Source organism: Streptomyces sp. DvalAA-43, assembly GCF_900091725.1.
In the GTDB taxonomy this organism is placed as follows: Bacteria; Actinomycetota; Actinomycetes; order Streptomycetales; family Streptomycetaceae; genus Streptomyces; species Streptomyces pulveraceus.
This window is the reverse complement of sequence record NZ_FMBW01000074.1, coordinates 17,898-39,052: the sequence shown is the minus strand read 5'-3', so window position 1 is coordinate 39,052 and position 21,155 is coordinate 17,898. Positions and strand designations below refer to the sequence as shown.

The following is a 21,155-nucleotide window of genomic DNA, read 5'->3' as shown; positions in this document are numbered from 1 at the left end:
GGCCCCCCAGATGCACGGCCGCATCGGACGCACCCGGCAGCCCCTCGTGTGACGTTGTGTGGTGCGTCACACATTCGCCGTACACGCAAACCTTAGGGGACGGACCGTCCGTTCGTGGAGGACATGTGAAATACGGAGGGTCTGCTTCCGTAACTACCGCCTCGGGCCGGGAGTGCCGACCGCCCGAAGCGGTGAAACGCCGTCAGGAGGAGTCGCGGACGACCAGTTCCGTGGGGAGCACGATCTGGGGGCGCTCCCGGTGCTCGCCCGCGATCTCGTCGAGCAGCACGCGGGCCATCGTGCGGCCCATCTCCTCGATCGGCTGGCGCACGCTGGTGAGCGCCGGGTCCATGTGGCGGGCCACCGCCGAGTCGTCGAAGCCGATGAGGGCGACGTCGTCCGGGATGCGGCGGCCCGCCTCGCGCAGCACCTGGCGGGCGCCCGCGGCCATGACGTCGGAGGCGGCGAAGACCGCGTCGACGTCGGGGCGGCGGGCGAGCAGTTCGCGCATGGCCCTGGCGCCGCCCTCCTCCGAGAAGTCGGCGGGGGCGATCAGCCGCTCGTCGGGTCCGAGGCCGGCCTCGGACATCGCCGCGCGGTAGCCGTCGAGGCGGCGCTGCGCACCGTAGACGTCCTGGGGCCCGGTGATCGTGGCGATGGCGCGGCGCCCCCGGGAGACGAGATGGCCGACCGCGGCCCCGGCCCCGGCGAAGTTGTCGGAGTCGACCGAGGCGAGCGTCTCGGAGGCCGATCTGCGGCCGCTCATCACGGCCGGCATGCCGAGCTGCTCCAACAGGTCCGGCAGCGGGTCGGCGGCGTGGACGGAGACCAGCAGCACACCGTCGACGCGGTGCGCGGTCAGGTACTGGGCCAGCCTGCGGCGCTCGCGGTCGTTGCCGACGAGGGTCAGCAGGAGCTGCATGTCGGTGTCGGCGAGCGCCGCGCCGACCCCGCGGACGATGTCGGAGAAGTACGGCTCGGCGAAGAAGCGGGTCTCCGGCTCGGGCACCACCAGGGCGATGGCGTCCGTGCGGTTCCCGGCGAGCGCGCGGGCCGCGCGATTGGGTACGTAGCCCAGCTCGGCGACGGCCGCCTCCACCGCCTCGCGGGTGTGCGGGCTGACCCGTGGCGAGCCGTTGATGACCCGTGAGGCCGTGCCGCGCCCCACCCCTGCCCGTGCCGCGACCTCTTCGAGCGTGGGCCGGCCACCGCTCCGTACTCGCGCTGCCGCCATGGCTGCCTCCCGTTCGCGGTCAATTTCTCACAGCCGGATGACCAAACCAAGTCCTGGTGCGGGGTCCCGCGACCCCCGTACGGGCCGGGCGGAGGCTCCGCGGCCGCCGTTCTGGGAGCGCTCCCAGAATACGGCGGCCCGATCCGGGCGGAAATGAGGGAGACCCGGCGCGGACGGCCGGGTCCCGGGAGGGGCGGTGCGGGTCAGCCGAGGCCGGTGGCCGGGGCCGGGGGCAGGGCGTTGCGGCGGATGACGTCGGCGTACCAGTGGGCGCTCGCCTTGGGGGTGCGGCGCTGGGTGGCGTAGTCGACGTAGACGGCGCCGAAGCGCTTGGAGTATCCGTACGCCCACTCGAAGTTGTCCATCAGGGACCAGAGGAAGTAGCCGCGGACGTCCACCCCGTCGGCCGCGGCCCGCCGTACGGCGTCGAGGTGGCCGTGCAGATACGCGATCCGTTCGGGGTCGGCGACCCGTCCCTCGGGGGACACGTAGTCGTCGAAGGCGGCGCCGTTCTCGGTGACCATGAGCGGCAGTTCGGGGTGGTCCCGGGAGACGTCGGTGAGCAGCTCGTAGAGCCCGTCGGGGTCGATCACCCAGTTCATCGCGGTGCGCTTTTTGCCCTCGGCGAGGTGGAAGGCGACGTGCTCGGAGCCGGGCCACGGGGAGTGGTCGCTGTTGCCGTGTCCGTCGTCGCGCGAGTCGCCGGTGCCGTCGGCGGGTGCGGAGACCAGGGTGGGTGTGTAGTAGTTGACGCCCAGGACGTCGACCGGGGTGGAGATGGCGGCCAGGTCGCCGTCCCGGACCAGCTCCGCCCAGTCGACCAGGTGCGCGGTGTCGGCGAGCAGGTCCTGCGGGTACGCGCCGCTCAGCATCGGGCCGGTGAAGACCCGGTTGCCCACCGCGTCGATCCGGCGGGCGGCGTCCGCGTCGGCCTGGCTGCCGGTCAGCGGGCGGACGTGGTGGAGGTTGAGGGTGACCGAGATCCGCGCGGTGGCGGGGAGGCGGTCGCGCAGGATCCCGGTCGCCCGGCCGTGGGCGAGGTTGAGATGGTGGGCGGCGCGCAGCGCGGCGGCGGGTTCGGTGCGGCCGGGGGCGTGCACGCCGGAGCCGTAGCCGAGGAAGGCCGAGCACCACGGTTCGTTGAGGGTGGTCCAGGTGGCGACGCGGTCGCCGAGGGCACCGGCCATGATCTCGGCGTAGTCGGCGAAGCGTTCGGCGGTCACCCGCTGGGGCCAGCCGCCCGCGTCCTCCAGGTCCTGGGGCAGGTCCCAGTGGTAGAGGGTGGCGACGGGTGCGATGCCCGCTTCGAGGAGTTCGTCGACGAGCCTGCGGTAGAAGTCCAGGCCGCGTTCGACTGCGGGGCCGCGGCCGGTGGGCTGCACCCGGGGCCAGGAGACGGAGAAGCGGTAGGCCGTCAGGCCGAGCCGCTTCATCAGCGCCACGTCGTCGCGGTAGCGGTGGTAGTGGTCGGCGGCGATGTCTCCGGTGTCGCCGTTGTGGATCTTGCCCGGAGTGCGGCTGAAGGTGTCCCAGATGGACGGGGTGCGGCCGTCCTCGGCCGCGGCGCCTTCGACCTGGTAGGCGGCCGTGGCCGCCCCCCAGACGAAGCCGGCCGGGAACTGCGCCGCCTCGGGTGCGGGCTTCGGGGCGATGTCGGGTCGTACGGCAGTCATGCGGGAGCGCTCCCAGGAGTCGACGGGCAGGAGGGGACGGGCAGGGGTGAGCCAGGTGGAGGGCGGGCGAGATGACGCGGCGTCAGCCCTTGACGGCGCCGGACATGATCCCGCCGACGATCTGCTTGCCGAAGATCACGAACACCACGAGCAGCGGCAGCGTGCTGATCAGCGCACCGGCCATGACGATGCTCTGGTCGGGGGTGTACGAGGCGCTCAGCTGGCCGAGGGCCACCTGGAGCGTGGGGTTCTGCTGGTTCAGGGCGAGGTAGGGCCAGAAGAAGTCGTTCCACGCCTGGACGAAGGTGAGCATCCCCAGCACCATCATCGCGGGGCGGGCCACCGGCAGGACGACGCTGAGCACGATGCGGAAGTTGTTCGCACCGTCGATCTTGGCGGCCTCGACGAGTTCGTAGGGCAGGGCCTCGCTCAGGTACTGCCGCATGAAGAACACCCCGAAGGCGCTGACCAGGGTCGGGAAGATCACCGACTCCAGCTGCCCGCCCCAGCCGATGTCGGACATCATCATGAACAGCGGGACGACGCTGAGCTGCGGCGGGATGGTGAGCGTGGCGATGACACCGGTCATCAGCGCGCCGCGGCCCCGGAAGCGCATCTTGGCGAAGGCGTAGCCGGCCAGGGTGCAGAAGAAGAGCGTCGCGGCCGTGATGCAGCCCGCGACGACGAAGCTGTTGACGATCGCCTTGCCGAGGTGTGCCTGGTTCCAGGCCGCGTCGAGGTTGTGCAGCAGCCGCCCGCCCGGCAGGAACGGCGGTGTGGTGGCGAGCACTTCGTCCTGGGTGTGGGACGCGGCCACCAGCGTCCAGTAGAGCGGCAGCAGCGAGCCGATGCCGACGACGGCGAGGGCGATGTAGGCGAACGGCCCGCCCTGCAACTGCTTGCCCGCGCCCGGCCTGAACCGGCTCGGGCGGCCCGGTTCCCGTCGGCGCGCGGACGGGACGGTGGCTTCCGGGGCCTTGGCGGTACTGGTCATGGTCATGGAATTCGCTCCCGGTCAGACCGCGGACTTGCGGACGAAGCGGCCGACGAGCCAGTTGACCGCGGCGATGATCAGCAGGAGGGCGAGCATCGCCCAGGCCACTGCGGCGGCCGGACCGAGGTGCCCGAGATTCCAGCCGTAGTTGTAGAGGTAGACGCTGAGCGTCTCGTACTGATTCTCGTTGCCGCCGGTGGCTCCGAGCCGGCCGCCCTCCAGGAGCAGCGGCTCGCCGAACAGCTGCATGGAGCCGATGGTCGAGATGACGATCGTGAAGAGGATCGTGGGCCGCAGCGAGGGGATGGTCACCTTGCGGAACTGCTGCCAGCGCGACGCGCCGTCCAGCGAGGCCGCCTCGTACAGATCGGCCGGCACGGCCTGCATGGCGGCCAGATAGATCAGGGCGTTGTAGCCGGTCCAGCGCCAGATGACGATGACGGAGATCGCGATCTTGGAAGTCCAGTGGCCGTTGGCCCAGTTGGTGTCGCCGAGCCCGACGAAGTGCAGCAGCCAGTTCAGCAGACCGCCGTCGGCCCGGAAGACCAGGGCGAAGACGAGGGCGGCGGAGGCCACCGAGGTGGCGTACGGGGTGAGGACGACCGTCCGCCAGAAGGTGCTGGCGCGCAGCCGGTAGTTCAGCAGATGGGCCAGGCCCAGGGCGACGAGCAGCTGCGGGACCGTCGACATGACCCCGATCAGGAAGGTGTTGGCGACGGCCGTCCAGAACTCCGCGTCGTGCAGGATCTTGTCGAAGTTCTCCCAGCCGACCCACTCCATCTGGTTCAGGCCGGTCATCTCCACCCGGTGCAGGGCGATCCACCCGGTGTAGAGCAGCGGGTAGAGGCCGAAGGCGCCGAAGACGAGGAAGAACGGGGCTATGTAGGCGTACGGCGACGCCTTGTCGTCGAACCGCCACAGCCTGCTCCGCCAGGTCTGCCGACCGGATCGGGCCGGCGCGTGCGGGGATCCGCCGGGTGGCGGGGCGTATGCGTCCCGGGTGGGAGTCGAGGTGGCCACGGGCGGGAGTCCTTCCCTGGGTGACGGGGGCGCCCTGGTGGGGCGTGGGCCGGGGCGGGGGTCGGGGGGTGCGAGCGGGTACGGGCAGGGGCGGGCGCGCCGGGGCGGGCGGCTTCGGGGCCGCCCGCACCGGATGCGGTCAGCCGATCGCCTTGTCGATCGCGTCGGTCGCGGCCTTCCACGCCTTGTCGGGGCTGGTGCCCCGCTGCTCCATGTTGGTGATCTGGGTCGAGATGGTGTCCTTGATGACGCCGTCCTTCGGGCCGAGTACCGCCTCGGGGATGGACTTGGCCTCGTCGGCGTAGATCTGCCCGATCGGCGCGTCGTTGAAGTACGGGAGCTTCGCGTTCTTCACGTCCGGCAGGTCGTACGCGCCCTTGTTGGACGGGAAGACACCGATCGCCTTGAAGACGGCGGCCTGCTGCTCGGGCGCGGTCAGCCACTTCACGAGCTTCCCGGCCTCCTCGACGTTCTTGCCCGACTTGGGCACGGCGAGGAAGGAGCCGCCCCAGTTGGCGGCGGTCGCACCGGGCGCGGTGGTGATGTCCCACTTGCCCTTGTTGCCCTCACCGGCGTTGGCCGAGATCTGGCCGGCCATCCACGCGGGGCACGCCACGGTGGCGATGGTGCCCTTGCGCAGTGCGGGGACCCAGGTGTTGGTGTCGAACTGGGCCAGGCCCTGGGAGAGCTTCTTGGACGCGACCTCGGCGGCCAGGTTCCAGCCCTGCTGGACGCTGGGGCTCTCCTTGTAGACCGGCTTGCCGCTCTCGTCGTAGTACTGCTTCGCGTTCGAGCTCACGACGGCGTTGAACATGGCGCTCGCGGAGTCCATGAAGTACGTGCCCGCGGGGGCCTTCTTCTTGTACTCCTCGCCGAGCTTGAGGTAGTCCTCCCAGCCGCCCGCGACCTTCTTGGCGACCTCCGCGCGGTCGGTCGGCAGGCCGGCCTTCTTGAACAGGTCGGTGTTGTAGCAGAGGGACATCGGGCCGATGTCGGTGCCCGCGCCGATCACCGCACCGCTGGGCGCGGTGGCCTGCTTCGCCTTCCAGGAGACCCAGTCGCCGACGTCGATCACCTTGCCGAGGTCGACGAAGGAGTCCGCCTTGGTGTCGGTGATCTCCTTGATCCGGCCGACCTCGATGCCCTGGACGTCGGCGAGACCACTGCCCGAGTTCAGCTGCTGGAGCAGCTTGGGGTAGTAGATCTTCTCGTCGGCGGTGACGTCTTCCTTGACCGTGATGTTCGGGTGCAGTTCGTGGTACTTGGCGAAGAGCCCGGCCTCCTTGTAGCCGAACTGCCCGAAGTCGGCGACGGTCAGCGTGATGTTCCCGTTCGCGTCGGGGCCCGTGCTGCCCGAGGTGTCCGAGTCGCTGCTGCAGCCGGTCAGCAGCAGGGCCGGGATCGTCAGGCCCGTGGTGGCCAGAACCGCGGCTCTGCGTCGCCGGCCGGCGACGACGGTGCGGGTGATGCGCATTCCACTACTCCTTGTTCCGGGTGGGACATTCCGGGTGGGACATTCCGGGTGGGACGTTCCGGGTGTGGCATATCCGGTGGGACGTTCCGGACGGGACGTCCCGGTGGCTGGCGTTCGGACCGCGCGGCCGGGCCGCCGGTGAGTGCGGGTGCCGCGTGGTTCAAGGGGGGAGGGCACGGGCAGTGCCGTTCGGACGGGCGGACCCCTCCGATGTGGGAGCGCTCCCATGCGTCGATGTCGGAAGGTTCCTGCCTTGAAGGGGTGGGTGTCAAGAGTTGAAGGCGCTTCCGTTGCCCGAGCGTGTCCGGTACGTCACGGGACCGTGTCCCGCCGAGGTCTTGCCTCAACCCGTATGCGCCGCCCGGGATTTCCCGCCGCACGGAGAACCCGCAGGCCAGGGGCGCGGCGGGAGTGGCGTACCGCGCCGGACACGCCGGACGGCCCCGTCGCGCGGCATGTCCGCCCACCGCCGGGAGCGGTACGCGTCATCCCCGGTTCACACCGCCCGCCCGCCGGAAGGTGAACGGGGCATCGCACGGCGGGGCGGTCGGGGGCCGTCAGGTGCGCGGCCGCCTTCTTCCTCCGAAGCCGGGGGCGCCACCCCTGGGCCCCGGGGCAACCGGGCCTACGCCGCCCGCAGCCGGGCCAGCGTGGATTCCAGTTCGGCCTGCGCGGCCCGCCCCGCCGACTCCGCGTCCCCGGCCACCACGGCCCGCACCAGCGCGTCATGGGTGGCGTCGCCGTGGTCCGGATCCTCGCGGCGCAGGCCGAACAGCTCCACGAGGTCGATGAGGCCCTGCCGCAGCGCGGGCGCGAACTCACCGAAGAGATCGGTGAGTACGGGATTGTGCGCGGCGGCCACCACCGCCCGGTGCAGCGCGATGTCCGCGTCGACGAACTCCGCGTCTCCCCCGGCCCCCGCCGCCCGCCGTGCGGCGAGCGCCGCGTCGAGGGCGATCAGGTCCTCGTCCGTACGGCGCCGCGCGGCCAGCCGGGCGGCCTGGACCTCGATCAGCATGCGCACCTCGTACACATCGGTGACCGCGGCCCGGCGCAGCCTGGTCGGCCAGTCCTCCGTCACCCGGTCGGCGATGACGAAGACGCCCGCGCCCTGCCGGGACTGGAGCAGCCCGAGCGTGGCCAGGGTGCGTACCGCCTCGCGGACCGTGGAGCGGCCCACGCCGAGCGTCCTGGCCAGGGTCGTCTCGCCGGGAATCCGCGTGCCGACCGGCCAGTGCCCCTCGGTGATCTGCTCGCGCAGATGGTTCGTGGCCTGTTCGACCAGGGGGCTGGGGCGGAGCGGACCGAGCGAGGACACTGCGTTCACCTGTCAGGTTGTCTGAGGACTTGTTCTGTGACTACTCTACCGGCCATGACGCACAGCGGTCTCCTTCTTCTCGGCTGCCGCGGCGGGGCCTGAAGCGACCGGCACCCCGCCGCGGGGTGCCGTGCCGTGCCGGTCGCATCCGGCGATGCGAGAAGAGACCGTCCTCATGTCCGACCGTCAGTCACCGATGCACGGCTTCCCCACCCTCTGCACCCCGCGCGGGCCGGTGCCCGCCGACGCCCCCCGCTGGAACCCGCAGCGGGCCGGCTCCATGCCCTCCCACCGCTACCGCTCCGCGTTCGACCGCGTCGACATCCCGCTGACCGGCCGCACCTGGCCGCAGGCCCGTATCGAACGCGCCCCGCTCTGGGTGCCGGTGGACCTGCGCGACGGCAACCAGGCACTGGCCGAGCCCATGGACACACCGCGCAAGCGCCGGATGTTCGATCTGCTGGTCGCGATGGGCTTCAAGGAGATCGAGGTCGGCTACCCCTCCGCGAGCCGCACCGACTTCGACTTCGTCCGGCACCTGGCCGGGAGCGGCGCCGTGCCGGACGACGTCACCGTGGTCGTCTTCACCCCGGCCAAGCCGGACCTGATCGAGCGGACCTTCGAGTCCATCGAGGGGATGGACCGCGCGGTCGTCCATCTCTACATCCCGACCGCCCCCGTCTGGCGCGAGGTGGTGCTCGGCCGCGACCGGGCGGAGGTGCACGGCACCGTACGGGAGGCGGCACAGCAGATGGAGCGGCTGGCGCGGGCGCGGCCCGGGGCGGACATCCGGTTCGAGTTCTCCCCCGAGGTGTTCATCCTCACCGAGCCGGACTTCATCCTGGAGATCTGCAACAGCCTCACCGAGCTGTGGGACGCCTCCCCGGACCGGCCGGTCATCCACAATCTGCCCGCCACGGTGGAGATCGCGACGCCGAACGTGTACGCGGACCAGATCGAGTACATGCACCGTCATCTGGACCGGCGGGACTCGGTGATCCTCTCCGTCCACCCGCACAACGACCGCGGCACCGGCACCGCGTGCGCCGAACTCGCCGTCCTGGCGGGCGCGCAGCGGGTGGAGGGCTGCCTGTTCGGCAACGGGGAGCGCACCGGCAACGTCGACCTGGTCAACCTGGCCCTCAATCTGCACGCCCAGGGCGTCGACCCGATGATCGACTTCTCCGACATCGACGAGATCCGCCGCACGGTCGAGTACTGCAACCGGCTGCCGGTGCCGCCCCGCCACCCCTACGGCGGCGATCTCGTGTACACGGCGTTCTCGGGCACCCACCAGGACGCCATCAGCAAGGGCCTCGCCCATCACGCGCGCAGCGGCTCGGAGCTGTGGTCGGTGCCGTATCTGCCGATCGACCCGGCGGACGTGGGGCGTACGTACGAGGCGGTCATCCGGGTCAACAGCCAGTCCGGGAAGGGCGGCATCGCCCATCTGCTGCGGAGCAACTACGGCGTGGACCTGCCGGCCCGGCTGCGCGCGGACTTCTCCCGCACGGTGCAGACCGCGACCGACGACAGTGGTCTGGAGGCCACCCCGAAGGATCTGTGGGAGCTGTTCGACACGACGTACCTGGCGCCCGGACGGGACGGGGGCGTGGCCCTGACCTCCTGGTCCACGGACCGGAACCCGGCCGGTGAGCACCGGTTCGTCTGCACCCTGCGGGTGGACGAGCGGGAGGGCGACTACGAGGGCACGGGCAATGGCCCGGTGTCGGCGTTCACCCGTGCGCTGGCGGCCGCGGGCATCGAGGTGGACGTCCTCGACTTCACGGAGCACGCGACAGGTCCGGGGCAGGGCAGCCCGGCGATGGCGTACGCGGAGTGCCGGGTGGGCGGGCAGCTGTGCTGGGGGGCCGGCCAGGACACCTCCGTCCTCACGGCCTCGATCCTGGCGGTGCTGTCGGCGGTGAACCGGGCGGAAGGGGCGTACGGCCGCACCGCGTAGGGGCGCGCACCCCGCGGGGGGGGCGGCCGGGGCTCGTGGGACGGGGGCGGTTCATGGGGCGCCGGTTCAGACCTTTCCGGAGCGTTTACGGAACGCCGTGCTCCGGCGCGCCCCTCCACGCCGCCCCCGCCCCATCCGGTGCCCGCGCCGGTCCCGCTCGGGCCGTCGCCCGTCGAGGCCGATCCGCAGGCGCACCTCCGTACCGCCGAGCACCGAGTGGCCGATCCGCAGATCGCCGCCGGTGGACTCCACGACCCGGCGGACGATGTCCAGGCCGAGCCCGGTCGACCCCACCGCGCCTCCCGCGCCGCCCCGGCCGCTGCCGCCGCGGGCGAGTGCCGTCTCCGGGTCGGCGATGCCGCCGCCCGCGTCCGAGACCAGCACGATCACCGCGTCGCCGCTGTGGTGCACATCGACGGCGAAGGCGGTCGTCTCGGGGGTGTGCCGGAAGACGTTGCCGAGCAACGCGTCGAGGGCGGCGACCAGTTCGGGCCGGGCGACCGGGGCGCGTACCGTCCGGTCCACCCCCGCCAGGCTCACCTCCCGGCCCTCGTCCTCGGCGAGCGCCGACCAGAACGCCATCCGGTCCCGGATCACCTCGGAGACGTCGCACCCCGCCCCGGGGCCACCGTTCAGCCCCTGGGTCTGCGGGCGCTGCTCGCGGGCGGTCCTGATGATGGTGTCGACCTCGCGCTCCAGCTGCTGGACCGCGGCCCGGGTCTGCTCGGCGGCCGGGCCCTCGCCGAGCGAGGCGGCGTTGAGCCGGAGCACGGTGAGCGGGGTGCGCAGCCGGTGCGAGAGGTCGGCGGCCAGCTCCCGTTCAGCGGCCAGGAGCTGGACGACCTGGTCGGCCATGGAGTTGAACGCGGCGGCGGCCGAGCGCAGTTCGGCCGGGCCCTCCTCCACCACCCTGGTGCCCAGCCTTCCCTCCCCCAGGTCGTGGGCGGCGCCCGCGAGCCGCTGGGCGGGCTCCACCATCCGTACGCCGAGCCGGTCGGCGACCGCGACGGAGCCGAAGATCAGCGCGATGCCGACGCCCGCCAGCACCAGCCAGGCGGTGGCGACACCGTGGGAGACCTCGCCCTCGGGCACGAACACCTCGACGACGGCGTTGTCCCCGGAGCCGAGCGCGGTCGGCTGGAGCAGCGCGAAGCCGCCCGGCACCTCGGTGATCGAGGCGCGCCCCGCCTTCCGTACGGTCCTCAGGTCCGCGCGGGTGGCGTGTCCGGTGCCGATCTCCAGGGGCCGACTGTCCGACTCCTCGACGGCGGGGATGTGCACGGCCATCCGGCCCGCGCCGCCCGGTTCGGTGGTGAGCACGGCCGTTTCGAGTTCGGTGCGGTCGGTGGTGATGGAGAGCGTCGGGCCGATGGTGGCGGCCTGTCGTTCGGCATCGGAGAAGGCGCGGTCCCGGGCCATCTCCTTGACGACGAGACCGAGCGGTACGGCGAAGGCGACCACGACCATCGCCGTGACGGCCAGACAGACCTTGACCAGGGCCCATCTCATGCAGGCCGCTCCGGGCCCGGGGCGGGCGGCTGCAGCTTCACACCGACCCCGCGCAGGGTGTGCAGATAGCGCGGTCGGGCGGCCGTCTCCCCCAGTTTCCGGCGCAGCCAGGACAGATGGACGTCGATGGTCTGGTCGTCGCCGTAGGACTGCTGCCAGACCTGGGCCAGGAGCTCCTTGCGGGGCACGACGACCCCGGGCCGCCCGGCGAGGAAGGCGAGCAGGTCGAACTCACGGCGGGTCAGGTCGAGCGCGGTGCCGTCCAGTTCGGCCTGGCGGCGCAGCGGGTCCATGGTGAGTCCGCCGACCCGCAGGACGCTCGGCGGCGGCGCCTCGCCCCCGGCGGCGCGCGAGCGGCGCAGCACCGCGGCCATCCGCGCGGACAGGTGTTCCACCGAGAACGGCTTGGTGAGGTAGTCGTCGGCGCCGTCGTTGAGCAGCCGGACGATCTCGCTCTCGTCGTCCCGTGCGGTGGCGATGATCACGGGTACGTCGGTGATGCCCCGGAGCATCTTCAGCGCCTCGGCGCCGTCCAGGTCGGGCAGGCCGAGATCGAGGATGACCACGTCGAAGCGGAAGTGGGCGACTTCGCGCAGGGCTTCGAGCGCCGTGCCGACGCTGCGCACCGTATGGGACGCCTCGGTCAGGTGCCGGATGAGGGCGGATCGTACGAACTGGTCGTCCTCGACCACGAGCACACTTGCCATGGGCGGCACCGTACGCCATCCGGGGCCGGTGGTACCGCCCGCAGGTGATCCGGACGGGTGTGCGACCCGAGGGCGCAGGACGTACCGGCTGCGAGGCGGGCTCGTACGCGTGCTCGCACGGCCGGAGGGCGCGCCGGGAGCCGTGCCCCAGAAGTCGTTGCCCCCGGCGACCGTTGCTCCGGAGGCCGCGCCCGGGAGCCGTGCCTCAGCCGAAGGCCGAGGGGGGCGGCGGCGGGGACGGCTTGGCGTCCGCGTCGCTCACCGCCGCCGCGCCGCCGGTGAAGTCGGCGAGCGCCCGCCCGTGTTCGACGCGGCCGGGATGCGGATCGGTCGCGACCCGGCGGGTCAGCTCGGCGACCGCCGGCGGCAGGTCCGAGGCGAGCAGCACGGCGTTGCCGAAGCGGCGGCCGCGCCACACGGTCGGGTCGGCGGCGAGCGCGAGTTCGGGGAAGACCGTGGCCGCGGTGGCGATCTGACCGCGCAGATGGGTCAGCGGCGGCCCGTCCGCGAGGTTGGCGACGTAACTCCCGCCGGGCTTCAGGACTCTGCGGACCTCGGCGAGGAACTCGGTGCTGGTGAGGTGTGCGGGGGTACGGGCCCCGCTGAAGACATCGGCGATGACGAGGTCCGCCCAGCCGTCCTGGATCTTCCCGAGCCCGGCACGCGCGTCGGCGGTCCTGACCCGGATCCTGGCCTGCGGGTCCAGCGGGAGTTCCCGGCGGACGAGTTGGACGAGCGCGGCGTCCACCTCGACGATCTGCTGGGTGGAGCGGGGCCGGGTCGCGGCGATGTAGCGGGCGAGGGTGAAGGCCCCGCCGCCCAGGTGCACCACGTGCAGGGGCTGTCCGGGCGGTGCGACGAGATCGGCGATGTGGCCGATCCTGCGCTGGTACTCGAAGGACAGGAACGTGGGGTCGTCGAGATCCACGTGGGACTGCGGGGCGCCGTCCAGCGTCAGCGTCCAGGCGCGCGGCCGCTCCCGGTCGGGGACCAGTTCGGCGAGGCCGCCGTCGACCGGTTCGGCCAGGGGCTCCGCCCTGCGCCCGGCCCGTCCGGTCCCGCGTTCGGCCCTGCTCCCGGTCCCGGCCCTGTTCTCGGCCTTGCGGTCGGACCGCTTACGGGCGCCCGCACCCCCGCCCGACGCTCCTCGACGTGCCACCGCTGCTCGTGCCCGCTCACTGCTCTTCGCTCGGGACCGGTAGGGAACCGGCCGTGCCGGGGAAACCCGCCCACCTGCCCATTATGGGCGCGCGGGCGAGGTACCGGCGGTCAGCGGCAGTTGTCGGCCGCCTCGATCAGCCGGGCCGCCTGGTCGAGCGCGGCCCGCAGCACGGCCGGGTCGGTGACCGGGGCGTCGTCCTCGGGCGGCAGCAGCCAGCCGCTGCCGATGACGGGCGGTTCGGCGGGGATGCGAAGCCCCCGGCCGGCGGTCTGCGTACAGGCGCTGCCCGGTACGTCCCACGCCTCGGCGGTCCCCGGCGGCACCAGGAAGCCGAGGGTGTCGCAGGCGCCGTCGTGCAGGACCGGGCCGATGCCCTGACCGGCGTCCCGGCGCAGGATGTCCACGGCCTCCAGCCCCTGGCGGGCCGGGACGGTCACCAGGTCGCAGGGTGCGGCACCGTGCTCCTCCGTGACAGCGGCGGGCGCCGTGGCGCCCGGTACGGCCGGGGTCGTCGCAGTCGTCCGCGAGCCGGTCTCCGTGCCGAGGTGCAACAAGGGACCTCTCCTCTCATCGCCGGGCGGAGCCGGATTCCGTCTCCGCATGGACCAACGCGCCGACGGCGTCAAGGGCTACGGTGCCACGCCGCCGCAAAGGGTGGCAGTTCATGGCGGATCGTGGGCGAGATGCCCGCTTTGTAGGCAAACGCTGTGTGTGTGACTCGTTACAGCAGGTACGTTCTTGCTCCGCCGGGACACCGGAAGCAGGAGCCCGGTTGCAGACGAGCTGCAGAAGAGAGGTCCCCGCCATGGTGTCGACAGGGGCAGTTCCCAACCTCGCCTTCCGGCGGCTGCGCGGACAGCGCTCCGCCGGGGAGTTCGCTGCCGCGGTACGCAGATCGGCCCGCGAGATCGGCGAGCAGGTCGCGTGCGACGCCCGGTACATCGGACGCGTGGAGTCCGGGGAGATCCGCTGCCCCAACTACGCGTACGAACGGGTCTTCCTGCACATGTTCCCCGGAACGACCCTGGCGGACCTGGGCTTCTCGCCGCGCGAAACCGTACGCGGCCGGGGGGCGCGGACCCCTGCCGACACTCCCCCGCCCCCTACGCTCCACAGCGACACCTACGAGGAGAGCGACGTGCTGCGTCGCGTATTCATGACGAGCGGCACCACCGCGATGGCGGCCGCCACCCTGGGCCTCGGCCCCCCGTCCGCCGCCGCCCTGCCCGACCCGCGCCGGGTCGGCGAGACCGAGGTGAGCGCCGTCGAGAAGGCGGTGCGGCAGATCCGGCTGCTCGACGACCGGCACGGCGCCGACGGTCTGTACCGCAGGGCGTCCCGGCCGCTGCGGGCGGCGTACGCGCTGCTCGACTCCGGGGCGGCCACCAGGCGCTCCACCGCCGACCGGCTGCACGCCGGAGCGGGCGAACTGGCCATCTCGGTGGGCTGGCTGGCCCATGACTCGGGCCGCTTCGAGGACGCCCGCTCGCACTACGCGGAGGCGCTCGCGACGGCCAGGGTGGCCGGGGACGCGGCGCTGGAGGCGCACGCGTTCTGCAACACGTCGTTCCTGGCCCGGGACACCGGGCGGCCCCGCGAGTCCGTGCGCGCGGCGGAGGCCGGGCAGCGGGCGGCGCAGCCGCTGGGCTCGCCCCGGCTGCTGGCCCTGCTCGCACTGCGGGAGGCGGGGGGCCGGGCGGGGCTCGGGGACCGTACGGGCTGCGAGCGGGCCATCGGCCGGGCGCACACCGCGTTCGGGCGCGGCCCGTGCGACGCCGACCCGGAGTGGATGACCTTCTTCCGGGAGGCGGAACTGGAGATGCTGGAGGCGCAGTGCTGGTCGGCGCTGGGCGACTGGTCGCGGGCGGCCCGGCACGCCCGGCGGGCCGCCCGGCTCCAGGACCCGCACTTCACCCGGAACCTGGCGCTGTACCGGACCGAGCTGACCTGGGACCTCGCCCGCGCGGGCCGGGTCGCGGAGGCGGCGGCGGCGGGCCATCAGGTGCTGGACCTGCTGGGCCGGGTCCGGTCGACCCGCATCCGGGCGATGCTGGCGGAGGCGGTGGCGGTGCTGGTACCGCAGCGCTGTGTGACGGAGGTGCGGGACTTCCTGGAGCGGCACACGGAGGCGACGGAACCCGCCGCCTCGTAGGACCGGGGCCCGTAGGCAGTCCGGCGAAAGGCCGCAGGGCCTGATCCGCCGGACAGGCCCTAACGCTCCAGGTGCCCCGTGTCGTTCCAGCGTTCGATCGCGGGCGCCCCGTAGGCCCACCCCAGCACCGACAGCGACGTCGGGTCGAGCCGGATGCGGGCCGCGAACGACACGTCCTCGCCGAGCCACCGCGCCCCCAGGGCCCGCAGGATGTGGCCGTGGGCGAAGACCAGGACGTCGCGGTCGGCCGAGCGGGCCCAGGCCACGATCTCGTCGGCGCGGGCGGACAGCTCGGCCGGGGTCTCCCCCTCCGGCACCCCGTCGCGCCAGATGAACCAGTCCGGCCGGGTCGCCTTGATCTCGGCCGGGGTCATCCCCTCGTACGCCCCGTAGTCCCACTCCATGAGCGCGTCCCACGGCTCGGCCCGGTCCGCGAATCCCGCGAGGTCGCAGGTCTCCCTGGCCCGCACCAGCGGGCTGGTACGCACTTCCAGGCCGGGCAGCTCCGCCCACGGCCCGCGCCGCAGCCGTTCGCCGAGGAGCTTCGCGCCCGCACGGCCGGTGTCGAGCAGCGGGATGTCCGTCCTGCCGGTGTGGTTGCCGTTGACGGACCACTCCGTCTGGCCGTGCCGGGCGAGCAGGATACGCGGTGCCATGACGGCTCTCCCTGAACTGAGATCTGAGGCCGGCGTCCGCGACGATGCGGATCATCCGGTTTTCCCATCATCGCGTACGTGCTCGCGAGGCAACCTCCCGGGCCGCACCGGCGTCCCACTCTGCGCGGAGAAATCTGTCCGCACGCGGGGTCCCGAAGGGACCCCGGGGGAATCGAGACCGGACCGCCCCGTACGGTTGAACGCCCGTCGTCGGTCGTATGAACACATGATGGAGAGCTTCCGGATGCAGCACGCCAGCACCGCGCCCGTGGCGCGCCCGCGGCCCCGTTGGTGGACCGAGCTGCCGCTGCTGGCCCTGGTGTACGGAGCCTACTCGGCGGGCCGGCTGGTGGCGCGCGGCGACGTGTCCACCGCCGTCGACCACGGCCTGAGCATCCTGCGCCTGGAGAAGACGCTCCACATCAACCTCGAACATCCGCTCAACCGGCTGCTCACCGCGCACCCCTCGATAGGCATACCCTCCGACTTCGCGTACGCGTCCCTGCACTACCTCGTCACCCCGGCCGTCCTGATCTGGCTCTTCCGCCGCCGCCAGGAGGTGTACCGCAGGGCCCGCACCTGGCTGATGACCTCCACACTGCTCGGCCTGATCGGCTTCACGCTGCTGCCGACCTGCCCGCCCCGGCTGCTGGAGGCCCGGCACGGCTTCGTCGACACGATGGCGCAGTACAGCTCGTACGGCTGGTGGGGCACCGAGGCCAGCGCCCCGCGCGGCATGGGCGGCATGACCAACCAGTACGCGGCGATGCCGAGCCTGCACGTCGGCTGGGCGCTCTGGTGCGGCATCCTGCTCTGGCGCCACAGCAAGAATCCGTACGTCCGGGCCGCGGGCGTCGCCTACCCCCTGATCACCACCTTCGTGGTGATGGGCACGGCCAACCACTACCTCCTCGACGCGGTCGCGGGCGCCGCCGTGATGGGCCTCGGAGCCCTGCTGGCCCGGCCCGTGATGCGTCTCGCCGACCGGATCCGGGACCGGGTCGGAGCACGCTTCCCGAGGATCGCCCCGGTCGCGGAGTCCCCGGTTGTCAGTGCCGGATGCAAGACTTCCGCGGGTGAGCGAATCCCCGGCCAGCGGACCACCTCCGCAGACTCCACCGATGCCGCCGCATCGGCCGACGCAGACGCCTCGGCCGGTCGCGTCCCCCGGGCCGACACCGCCGCCCCCGCAGCAGCGGGAGCGGCGGGCGACGACGCTCCGGCAGCGGCTCGCTGAGCTGCGCGGACCGGCCGTCCCGCCCCGTCCGCTGGACGCCCGCGCGCTGGCCGCCCTCGCCGCCAACCCCGGCTGCCGGCGCCGCGCCCTGCTCGACGGCGCCGGGGTGGACAAGGCCGCGCTGGCCGCGGCGCTCGGTTCACCGGCCCCCTACGGGCAGTCGCAGTTCGCCTTCGTCCGGGGCAACGCCTTCGAGGCCAGGGTCAAGGCCGACGGCGGCACGGAGCTGATGCGGCTGCTGCACGAACACCTCGGCGGCGCCGGTGAGGCACCGCACGGGATCGCGGTGCCCGATCTGACCGCGGCGGGCCCCGAGGGCCGCGCCGCGCGCACGGCGCTGGCGCTGCGCGAGGCGACCGAGGCGGGCGGCTGGGCGCTGCTGGACCACCCGATGCTGGCCCTGGAGGTGGCGGGCTCCCCCGCCTATCTGGAGCCGGACGCGGTGGCGGTGCACCCCGACGGCACCTGGACGGTCGTCGAGATCAAGTCCTTCCCCATGGTCGACGGCTCGGCCGACGCGGCGAAGGTCGGCGCGGCGGCCCGGCAGTCCGCCGTCTACGTACTGGCGCTGGAGCGGATCGCGGAGCGGACCGAGGGCGCCGAGGTCGGCCACCGAGTGCTGCTGGTCTGCCCGAAGGACTTCTCCAACCTGCCCACCGCCTCGGTCGTCGACGTACGCAAGCAGCGCGCGGTCACCCGCCGCCAGCTGACCAGGCTGACCCGGATCGAGGACATCGCGGCAACCCTGCCCCCGGGCGCCGGCTTCGATCCGGAGTGCCCCCGGCCGCAGCTGGAGGCCGCGGTCGAATCGGTCGGCGCGGCGTACGCCCCGGAGTGCCTGGCCGCCTGCGAGCTGGCCTTCCACTGCCGGGCGAAGGCGCGTGCGGCCGGTGCGGTGGAGGCGCTGGGGCGGAGTGTGCGCGGTGAGCTCGGCGGGCTGACCACGGTGGGCGAGGTGCTGGCGGCGGCCGCGGGCAAGGAGGGCGACCCGGCGGATCCGACGGTCGCGGCCCTGCGGCGGGCGGCGGCCCTGCGTGCCGAGGCGCTGGCGGGCGGTCCGGCATGTCGCTGATCAGCACCCTGGCCCGGCTGGAGGCCGTGGAGAGCGGCCGGGCGCAGCCGATGGCGACGGTCCGGCACCGCCATCTCACCGACCGGCCGCTCGTCCTGGTCCCGCTGACCACGGCCGGTGAGGCGGGCGCCCCGCTGGGCGCGCTCGTCGGGACGGACCGGGAGGCGCCCCGGCTGCTGACGGTCTCGCAGCCGCGCGACCGGGATCTGCGGTTCGCCTTCCTCGCCGAGCTGGCCGAGGCGGTGCTGCCGCACATCGAGGCGTACGAGGACGTCGTCGAGCCCGCCGAGCGCAACGAGACCGATCCGGAGACCGGGAAGAAGGTCAAGGTCGAGGTCGAGCTGTGCGCGGACGCGCCGCAGCTGATCGTGCCGAGCCGGGCGGGCATCGAGTTCGTCCGGCTGCTGGGCCGCTCCATGCGGTTCCGCCGCACCGCCGAGGACGACCCGGACGCCCCGTACCCCGCGCCCGCCCGGGTCCCGCTGCTGGGCCGCTGGCTGACGCACTACGGGGAGCGGGCCCGGGTGCCCGGCTCCTCGCTGCTGCTCGCCACCACCGATCTGCTGAACCGGCACTGGGCGACCGGGCAGAGCAGTCTGGAGGACCAGCATCTGGGTGCGCTGCTGGCCTGGATCGACGCCCCGGCGGGCGAGTCGGGTGCCTCGGCGGCCCTCCGCGCGGAGGGGGCGCGGGACGGCGAGGGGCAGCTGCTGTGCCCGCCGGCCGGCCCGGCCACGGACCCGGCGTTCGACAACCGGCTGCTGGCGCCCGCCATCGAGAAGTACGACCGGGCGCGCACCTCGCTCGCGGCGGCCGAGGACGGTCTGGCGGCCGATGCCCGGCTGGGCGAACTGACCGCCGCCGAGCGGGAGATCAGGGCCCTGCTGGCCCGGGTCACACGGCCGACGTGGGACGCGGTGTGGCGGGGCCTCGACCTGCTGAGGGAGCTCCCCGAGGGGGCCAGGGCCGAGGACCGCTGGACCAGGGACCGCTGGTCGTTCACCGGCCACCGGGACCGGGTGCGCTCGGGCGAGCCGCCGCAGCCCCGCCGGGACGACGCGGTGACGGCGGCGCGGAAGCTGGCCTCGCGGGAGACGGCCCAGGCCCAGCTGGAGGCCCAGGAGGCGCTGGACGATCCGCTGGTGCTGGCCGGGCGGCGGCTGGCCGGTGAGGCGTTCGTCGCCGAGGTGGCGGAGGTGGTGATGGCGTACAGCGAGTCCAAGCGCCCCTCGCCGCGCCCGCTGGTCACGGTCCTTACGGAGGAGCACCCGCATCTCGGCGAGCGCACCAAGGTGTACCGCTCGCTGGAGGGCAGGCCGCAGACCGCCGAGTTCGTGGGGTACGCCGAGCCGGAGGGCGGGGGCGCGCCCTCGCTGGTGCTGCGGATCCTCGACCGGATGGGCCGGGGCAAGGAGCCGGCGCCGGGTTCGCTGCCCGAGCCGGGCGACCGGATCGCCTGGACGCTCTTCGAGCACGATCAGCGCGGCGGCCCGAAGCTGCCGGACCCGGAGGCGACGCCCTGGACGCACGGCGGCCCGCCGGGTGCGGCCGGGCTCGCCGAGCATCCCGACCCCGTGACCGCGGAGGACCTCCTGTGACCGCCGTATTCGACCCGGGCGCCCAGGCCGCGCGGGCGACCGACGCGATCCTCGCCGACACCCTGGGCGGTACGTCGCGCGGCATCGTGGTGGACTCCCCGCCGGGCGCGGGCAAGTCGACGCTGGTGGTGCGCGCCGCGCGCGAACTCGCCGCGGCCGGGCATCCGCTGATGGTGGTCGCGCAGACCAACGCCCAGGTCGACGACCTGGTGGTGCGGCTGGCGGAGAAGGATCCGGGGCTGCCGGTCGGCCGGCTGCACAGCAATGACACCGACCCGTACGACAAGGTCCTGGACGGGCTGGCCAACGTTCGGAAGTCGGCGAAGGCGTCCGATCTCGCCGGGCTCGACGTGGTCATCTCGACGGCCGCGAAGTGGGCGCACGTGAAGAACGTCGAGCCCTGGGGCCACGCGATCGTGGACGAGGCGTACCAGATGCGTTCGGACGCGCTGCTGGCCGTCGCGGGGCTCTTCGAGCGGGCGCTGTTCGTCGGCGACCCGGGCCAGCTGGACCCGTTCTCGATCGTCGGCGCGGACCAGTGGGCGGGGCTCTCCTACGACCCGTCCGCGAGTGCGGTCTCCACCCTCCTCGCGCACAATCCCCGGCTGCCGCAGCACCGGCTGCCGGTGTCGTGGCGGCTGCCCGCCTCCGCGGCGCCGCTGGTCTCGGACGCGTTCTACCCGTACACCCCGTTCCGCAGCGGTACGGACCACGGCGACCGGCAGCTGGCGTTCGGCGTCGCGTCCGACGGCTCGGCGCCGGACCGGGTGCTGGACGAGGCCGCGGAGTCCGGCTGGGGCCTGCTCGAACTGCCGGCCAGGCACACCCCGCGCACCGACCCGGAGGCGGTGCGGGCGGTGGCCCTGGTGGTCCGCAGGCTGCTGGACCGGGGCGGTGCGGCGACCAGCGAGCGCTCCCCGGACCCGGTGCCGGTGACGGCGGACCGGGTCGCGGTCGGCACCGCCCATCGCGACCAGGCGGCGGCGGTCCGGGCGGCCCTCGCGGAGCTGGGGGTGACGGGCGTCGCGGTGGACACGGCGAACCGGCTCCAGGGCCGCGAGTTCGATGTGACGGTGGTCCTGCACCCGCTGTCCGGCCGCCCCGACGCCACGGCCTTCCACCTGGAGACGGGCCGGCTCTGCGTACTGGCCTCGCGCCACCGGCACGCCTGCATCGTGGTGTGCCGGGCGGGCGTCACCGAGCTGCTGGACGAACACCCGTCGACGGAGCCGGTCCAGCTGGGCGTCACGGTGAAGTTCCCGGACGGCTGGGAGGCCAACCACGCGGTGCTGGCGCATCTGGCGGAGCACCGGGTGCGGTGGGCGGCGTGACGGCCTCCGGCGCACCCCCGGTCCCGGCCGTGTGCCGGGCCCCCTTGCGGGGCGT

17 protein-coding genes are annotated in these 21,155 nt (G+C 73.3%); 6 read left to right on the top strand and 11 right to left on the bottom strand.

What is annotated here, in order from left to right:
- Nucleotides 1–202: 202 nt before the first annotated feature.
- The 6 genes from GA0115234_RS31410 to GA0115234_RS31385 form a co-directional block, all read right to left on the bottom strand.
- On the bottom strand, nucleotides 203–1,234 hold the full coding sequence (locus tag GA0115234_RS31410; protein WP_093548502.1) for a LacI family DNA-binding transcriptional regulator: 1,032 nt from the start codon (nucleotides 1,232–1,234) through the stop codon (nucleotides 203–205).
- Nucleotides 1,235–1,437: 203 nt separating this feature from the next.
- On the bottom strand, nucleotides 1,438–2,907 hold the full coding sequence (locus tag GA0115234_RS31405) for a GH1 family beta-glucosidase (protein ID WP_093548500.1): 1,470 nt from the start codon (nucleotides 2,905–2,907) through the stop codon (nucleotides 1,438–1,440).
- 82 nt (nucleotides 2,908–2,989) lie between these two features.
- Entirely contained in the window at nucleotides 2,990–3,907 is a 918-nt protein-coding gene (locus GA0115234_RS31400) for a carbohydrate ABC transporter permease (protein ID WP_093548498.1), read from the bottom strand.
- Between the two features lie 15 nt (nucleotides 3,908–3,922).
- Entirely contained in the window at nucleotides 3,923–4,921 is a 999-nt protein-coding gene (locus GA0115234_RS31395) for a carbohydrate ABC transporter permease (protein ID WP_093548496.1), read from the bottom strand.
- A gap of 139 nt (nucleotides 4,922–5,060) precedes the next feature.
- Nucleotides 5,061–6,395 (bottom strand): ABC transporter substrate-binding protein, encoded by a 1,335-nt coding sequence (locus GA0115234_RS31390; protein ID WP_093548494.1) that lies wholly within the window; start codon nucleotides 6,393–6,395, stop codon nucleotides 5,061–5,063.
- Between the two features lie 625 nt (nucleotides 6,396–7,020).
- Nucleotides 7,021–7,722 carry a FadR/GntR family transcriptional regulator gene (locus tag GA0115234_RS31385; RefSeq protein WP_093548493.1) on the bottom strand — a complete coding sequence of 234 codons (702 nt, stop codon included), beginning with the start codon at nucleotides 7,720–7,722 and terminating at the stop codon, nucleotides 7,021–7,023.
- Nucleotides 7,723–7,888: 166 nt separating this feature from the next.
- Here GA0115234_RS31385 and leuA point away from each other — a divergent pair, with 166 nt between their 5' ends.
- A complete protein-coding gene (leuA, locus tag GA0115234_RS31380; protein ID WP_176729327.1) occupies nucleotides 7,889–9,676 on the top strand; it encodes a 2-isopropylmalate synthase in 1,788 nt (595 codons plus the stop codon).
- Between the two features lie 66 nt (nucleotides 9,677–9,742).
- Here the strand turns inward: leuA and GA0115234_RS31375 are convergent, their stop codons facing one another.
- From GA0115234_RS31375 to GA0115234_RS31360, 4 genes are all read right to left on the bottom strand, one after another.
- A complete protein-coding gene (locus GA0115234_RS31375) occupies nucleotides 9,743–11,185 on the bottom strand; it encodes a sensor histidine kinase (RefSeq protein ID WP_093548489.1) in 1,443 nt (480 codons plus the stop codon).
- Nucleotides 11,182–11,892 carry a response regulator transcription factor gene (locus GA0115234_RS31370; RefSeq protein WP_161275700.1) on the bottom strand — a complete coding sequence of 237 codons (711 nt, stop codon included), beginning with the start codon at nucleotides 11,890–11,892 and terminating at the stop codon, nucleotides 11,182–11,184. Before GA0115234_RS31370 ends, GA0115234_RS31375 begins: the two co-directional genes overlap by 4 nt.
- 205 nt (nucleotides 11,893–12,097) lie before the next feature.
- Nucleotides 12,098–13,051, bottom strand: coding sequence for a spermidine synthase (locus GA0115234_RS31365; protein WP_093548485.1), 954 nt, complete (start codon nucleotides 13,049–13,051; stop codon nucleotides 12,098–12,100).
- A gap of 110 nt (nucleotides 13,052–13,161) precedes the next feature.
- Complete coding sequence (locus GA0115234_RS31360) at nucleotides 13,162–13,608, bottom strand: hypothetical protein (protein ID WP_176729326.1); 447 nt, start codon at nucleotides 13,606–13,608, stop codon at nucleotides 13,162–13,164.
- A 251-nt stretch (nucleotides 13,609–13,859) separates the two neighbouring features.
- On the opposite strand from GA0115234_RS31360, the gene GA0115234_RS31355 reads away from it, so the two are divergent.
- Nucleotides 13,860–15,206: a transcriptional regulator gene (locus GA0115234_RS31355; RefSeq protein WP_093548483.1), complete on the top strand. Its 1,347-nt coding sequence runs from the start codon at nucleotides 13,860–13,862 to the stop codon at nucleotides 15,204–15,206.
- A gap of 59 nt (nucleotides 15,207–15,265) precedes the next feature.
- Here GA0115234_RS31355 and GA0115234_RS31350 read toward each other — a convergent pair whose 3' ends face one another.
- On the bottom strand, nucleotides 15,266–15,862 hold the full coding sequence (locus GA0115234_RS31350) for a histidine phosphatase family protein (protein ID WP_093548481.1): 597 nt from the start codon (nucleotides 15,860–15,862) through the stop codon (nucleotides 15,266–15,268).
- A 244-nt stretch (nucleotides 15,863–16,106) separates the two neighbouring features.
- On the opposite strand from GA0115234_RS31350, the gene GA0115234_RS31345 reads away from it, so the two are divergent.
- Genes GA0115234_RS31345 through GA0115234_RS31330 form a run of 4 tightly spaced genes read left to right on the top strand, consistent with a single transcriptional unit; the run spans nucleotide 16,107 to nucleotide 21,100 of the window.
- Nucleotides 16,107–17,099 carry a phosphatase PAP2 family protein gene (locus GA0115234_RS31345; protein WP_237541888.1) on the top strand — a complete coding sequence of 331 codons (993 nt, stop codon included), beginning with the start codon at nucleotides 16,107–16,109 and terminating at the stop codon, nucleotides 17,097–17,099.
- On the top strand, nucleotides 16,984–18,171 hold the full coding sequence (locus GA0115234_RS31340; RefSeq protein ID WP_237541887.1) for a hypothetical protein: 1,188 nt from the start codon (nucleotides 16,984–16,986) through the stop codon (nucleotides 18,169–18,171). The genes GA0115234_RS31345 and GA0115234_RS31340 overlap by 116 nt, the downstream gene beginning before the upstream one ends.
- A complete protein-coding gene (locus tag GA0115234_RS31335) occupies nucleotides 18,162–19,769 on the top strand; it encodes a hypothetical protein (RefSeq protein WP_093548477.1) in 1,608 nt (535 codons plus the stop codon). Before GA0115234_RS31340 ends, GA0115234_RS31335 begins: the two co-directional genes overlap by 10 nt.
- Nucleotides 19,766–21,100, top strand: a complete 1,335-nt coding sequence (locus GA0115234_RS31330) for an AAA domain-containing protein (protein WP_093548475.1) — start codon at nucleotides 19,766–19,768, stop codon at nucleotides 21,098–21,100. Before GA0115234_RS31335 ends, GA0115234_RS31330 begins: the two co-directional genes overlap by 4 nt.
- Nucleotides 21,101–21,155: the final 55 nt, after the last annotated feature.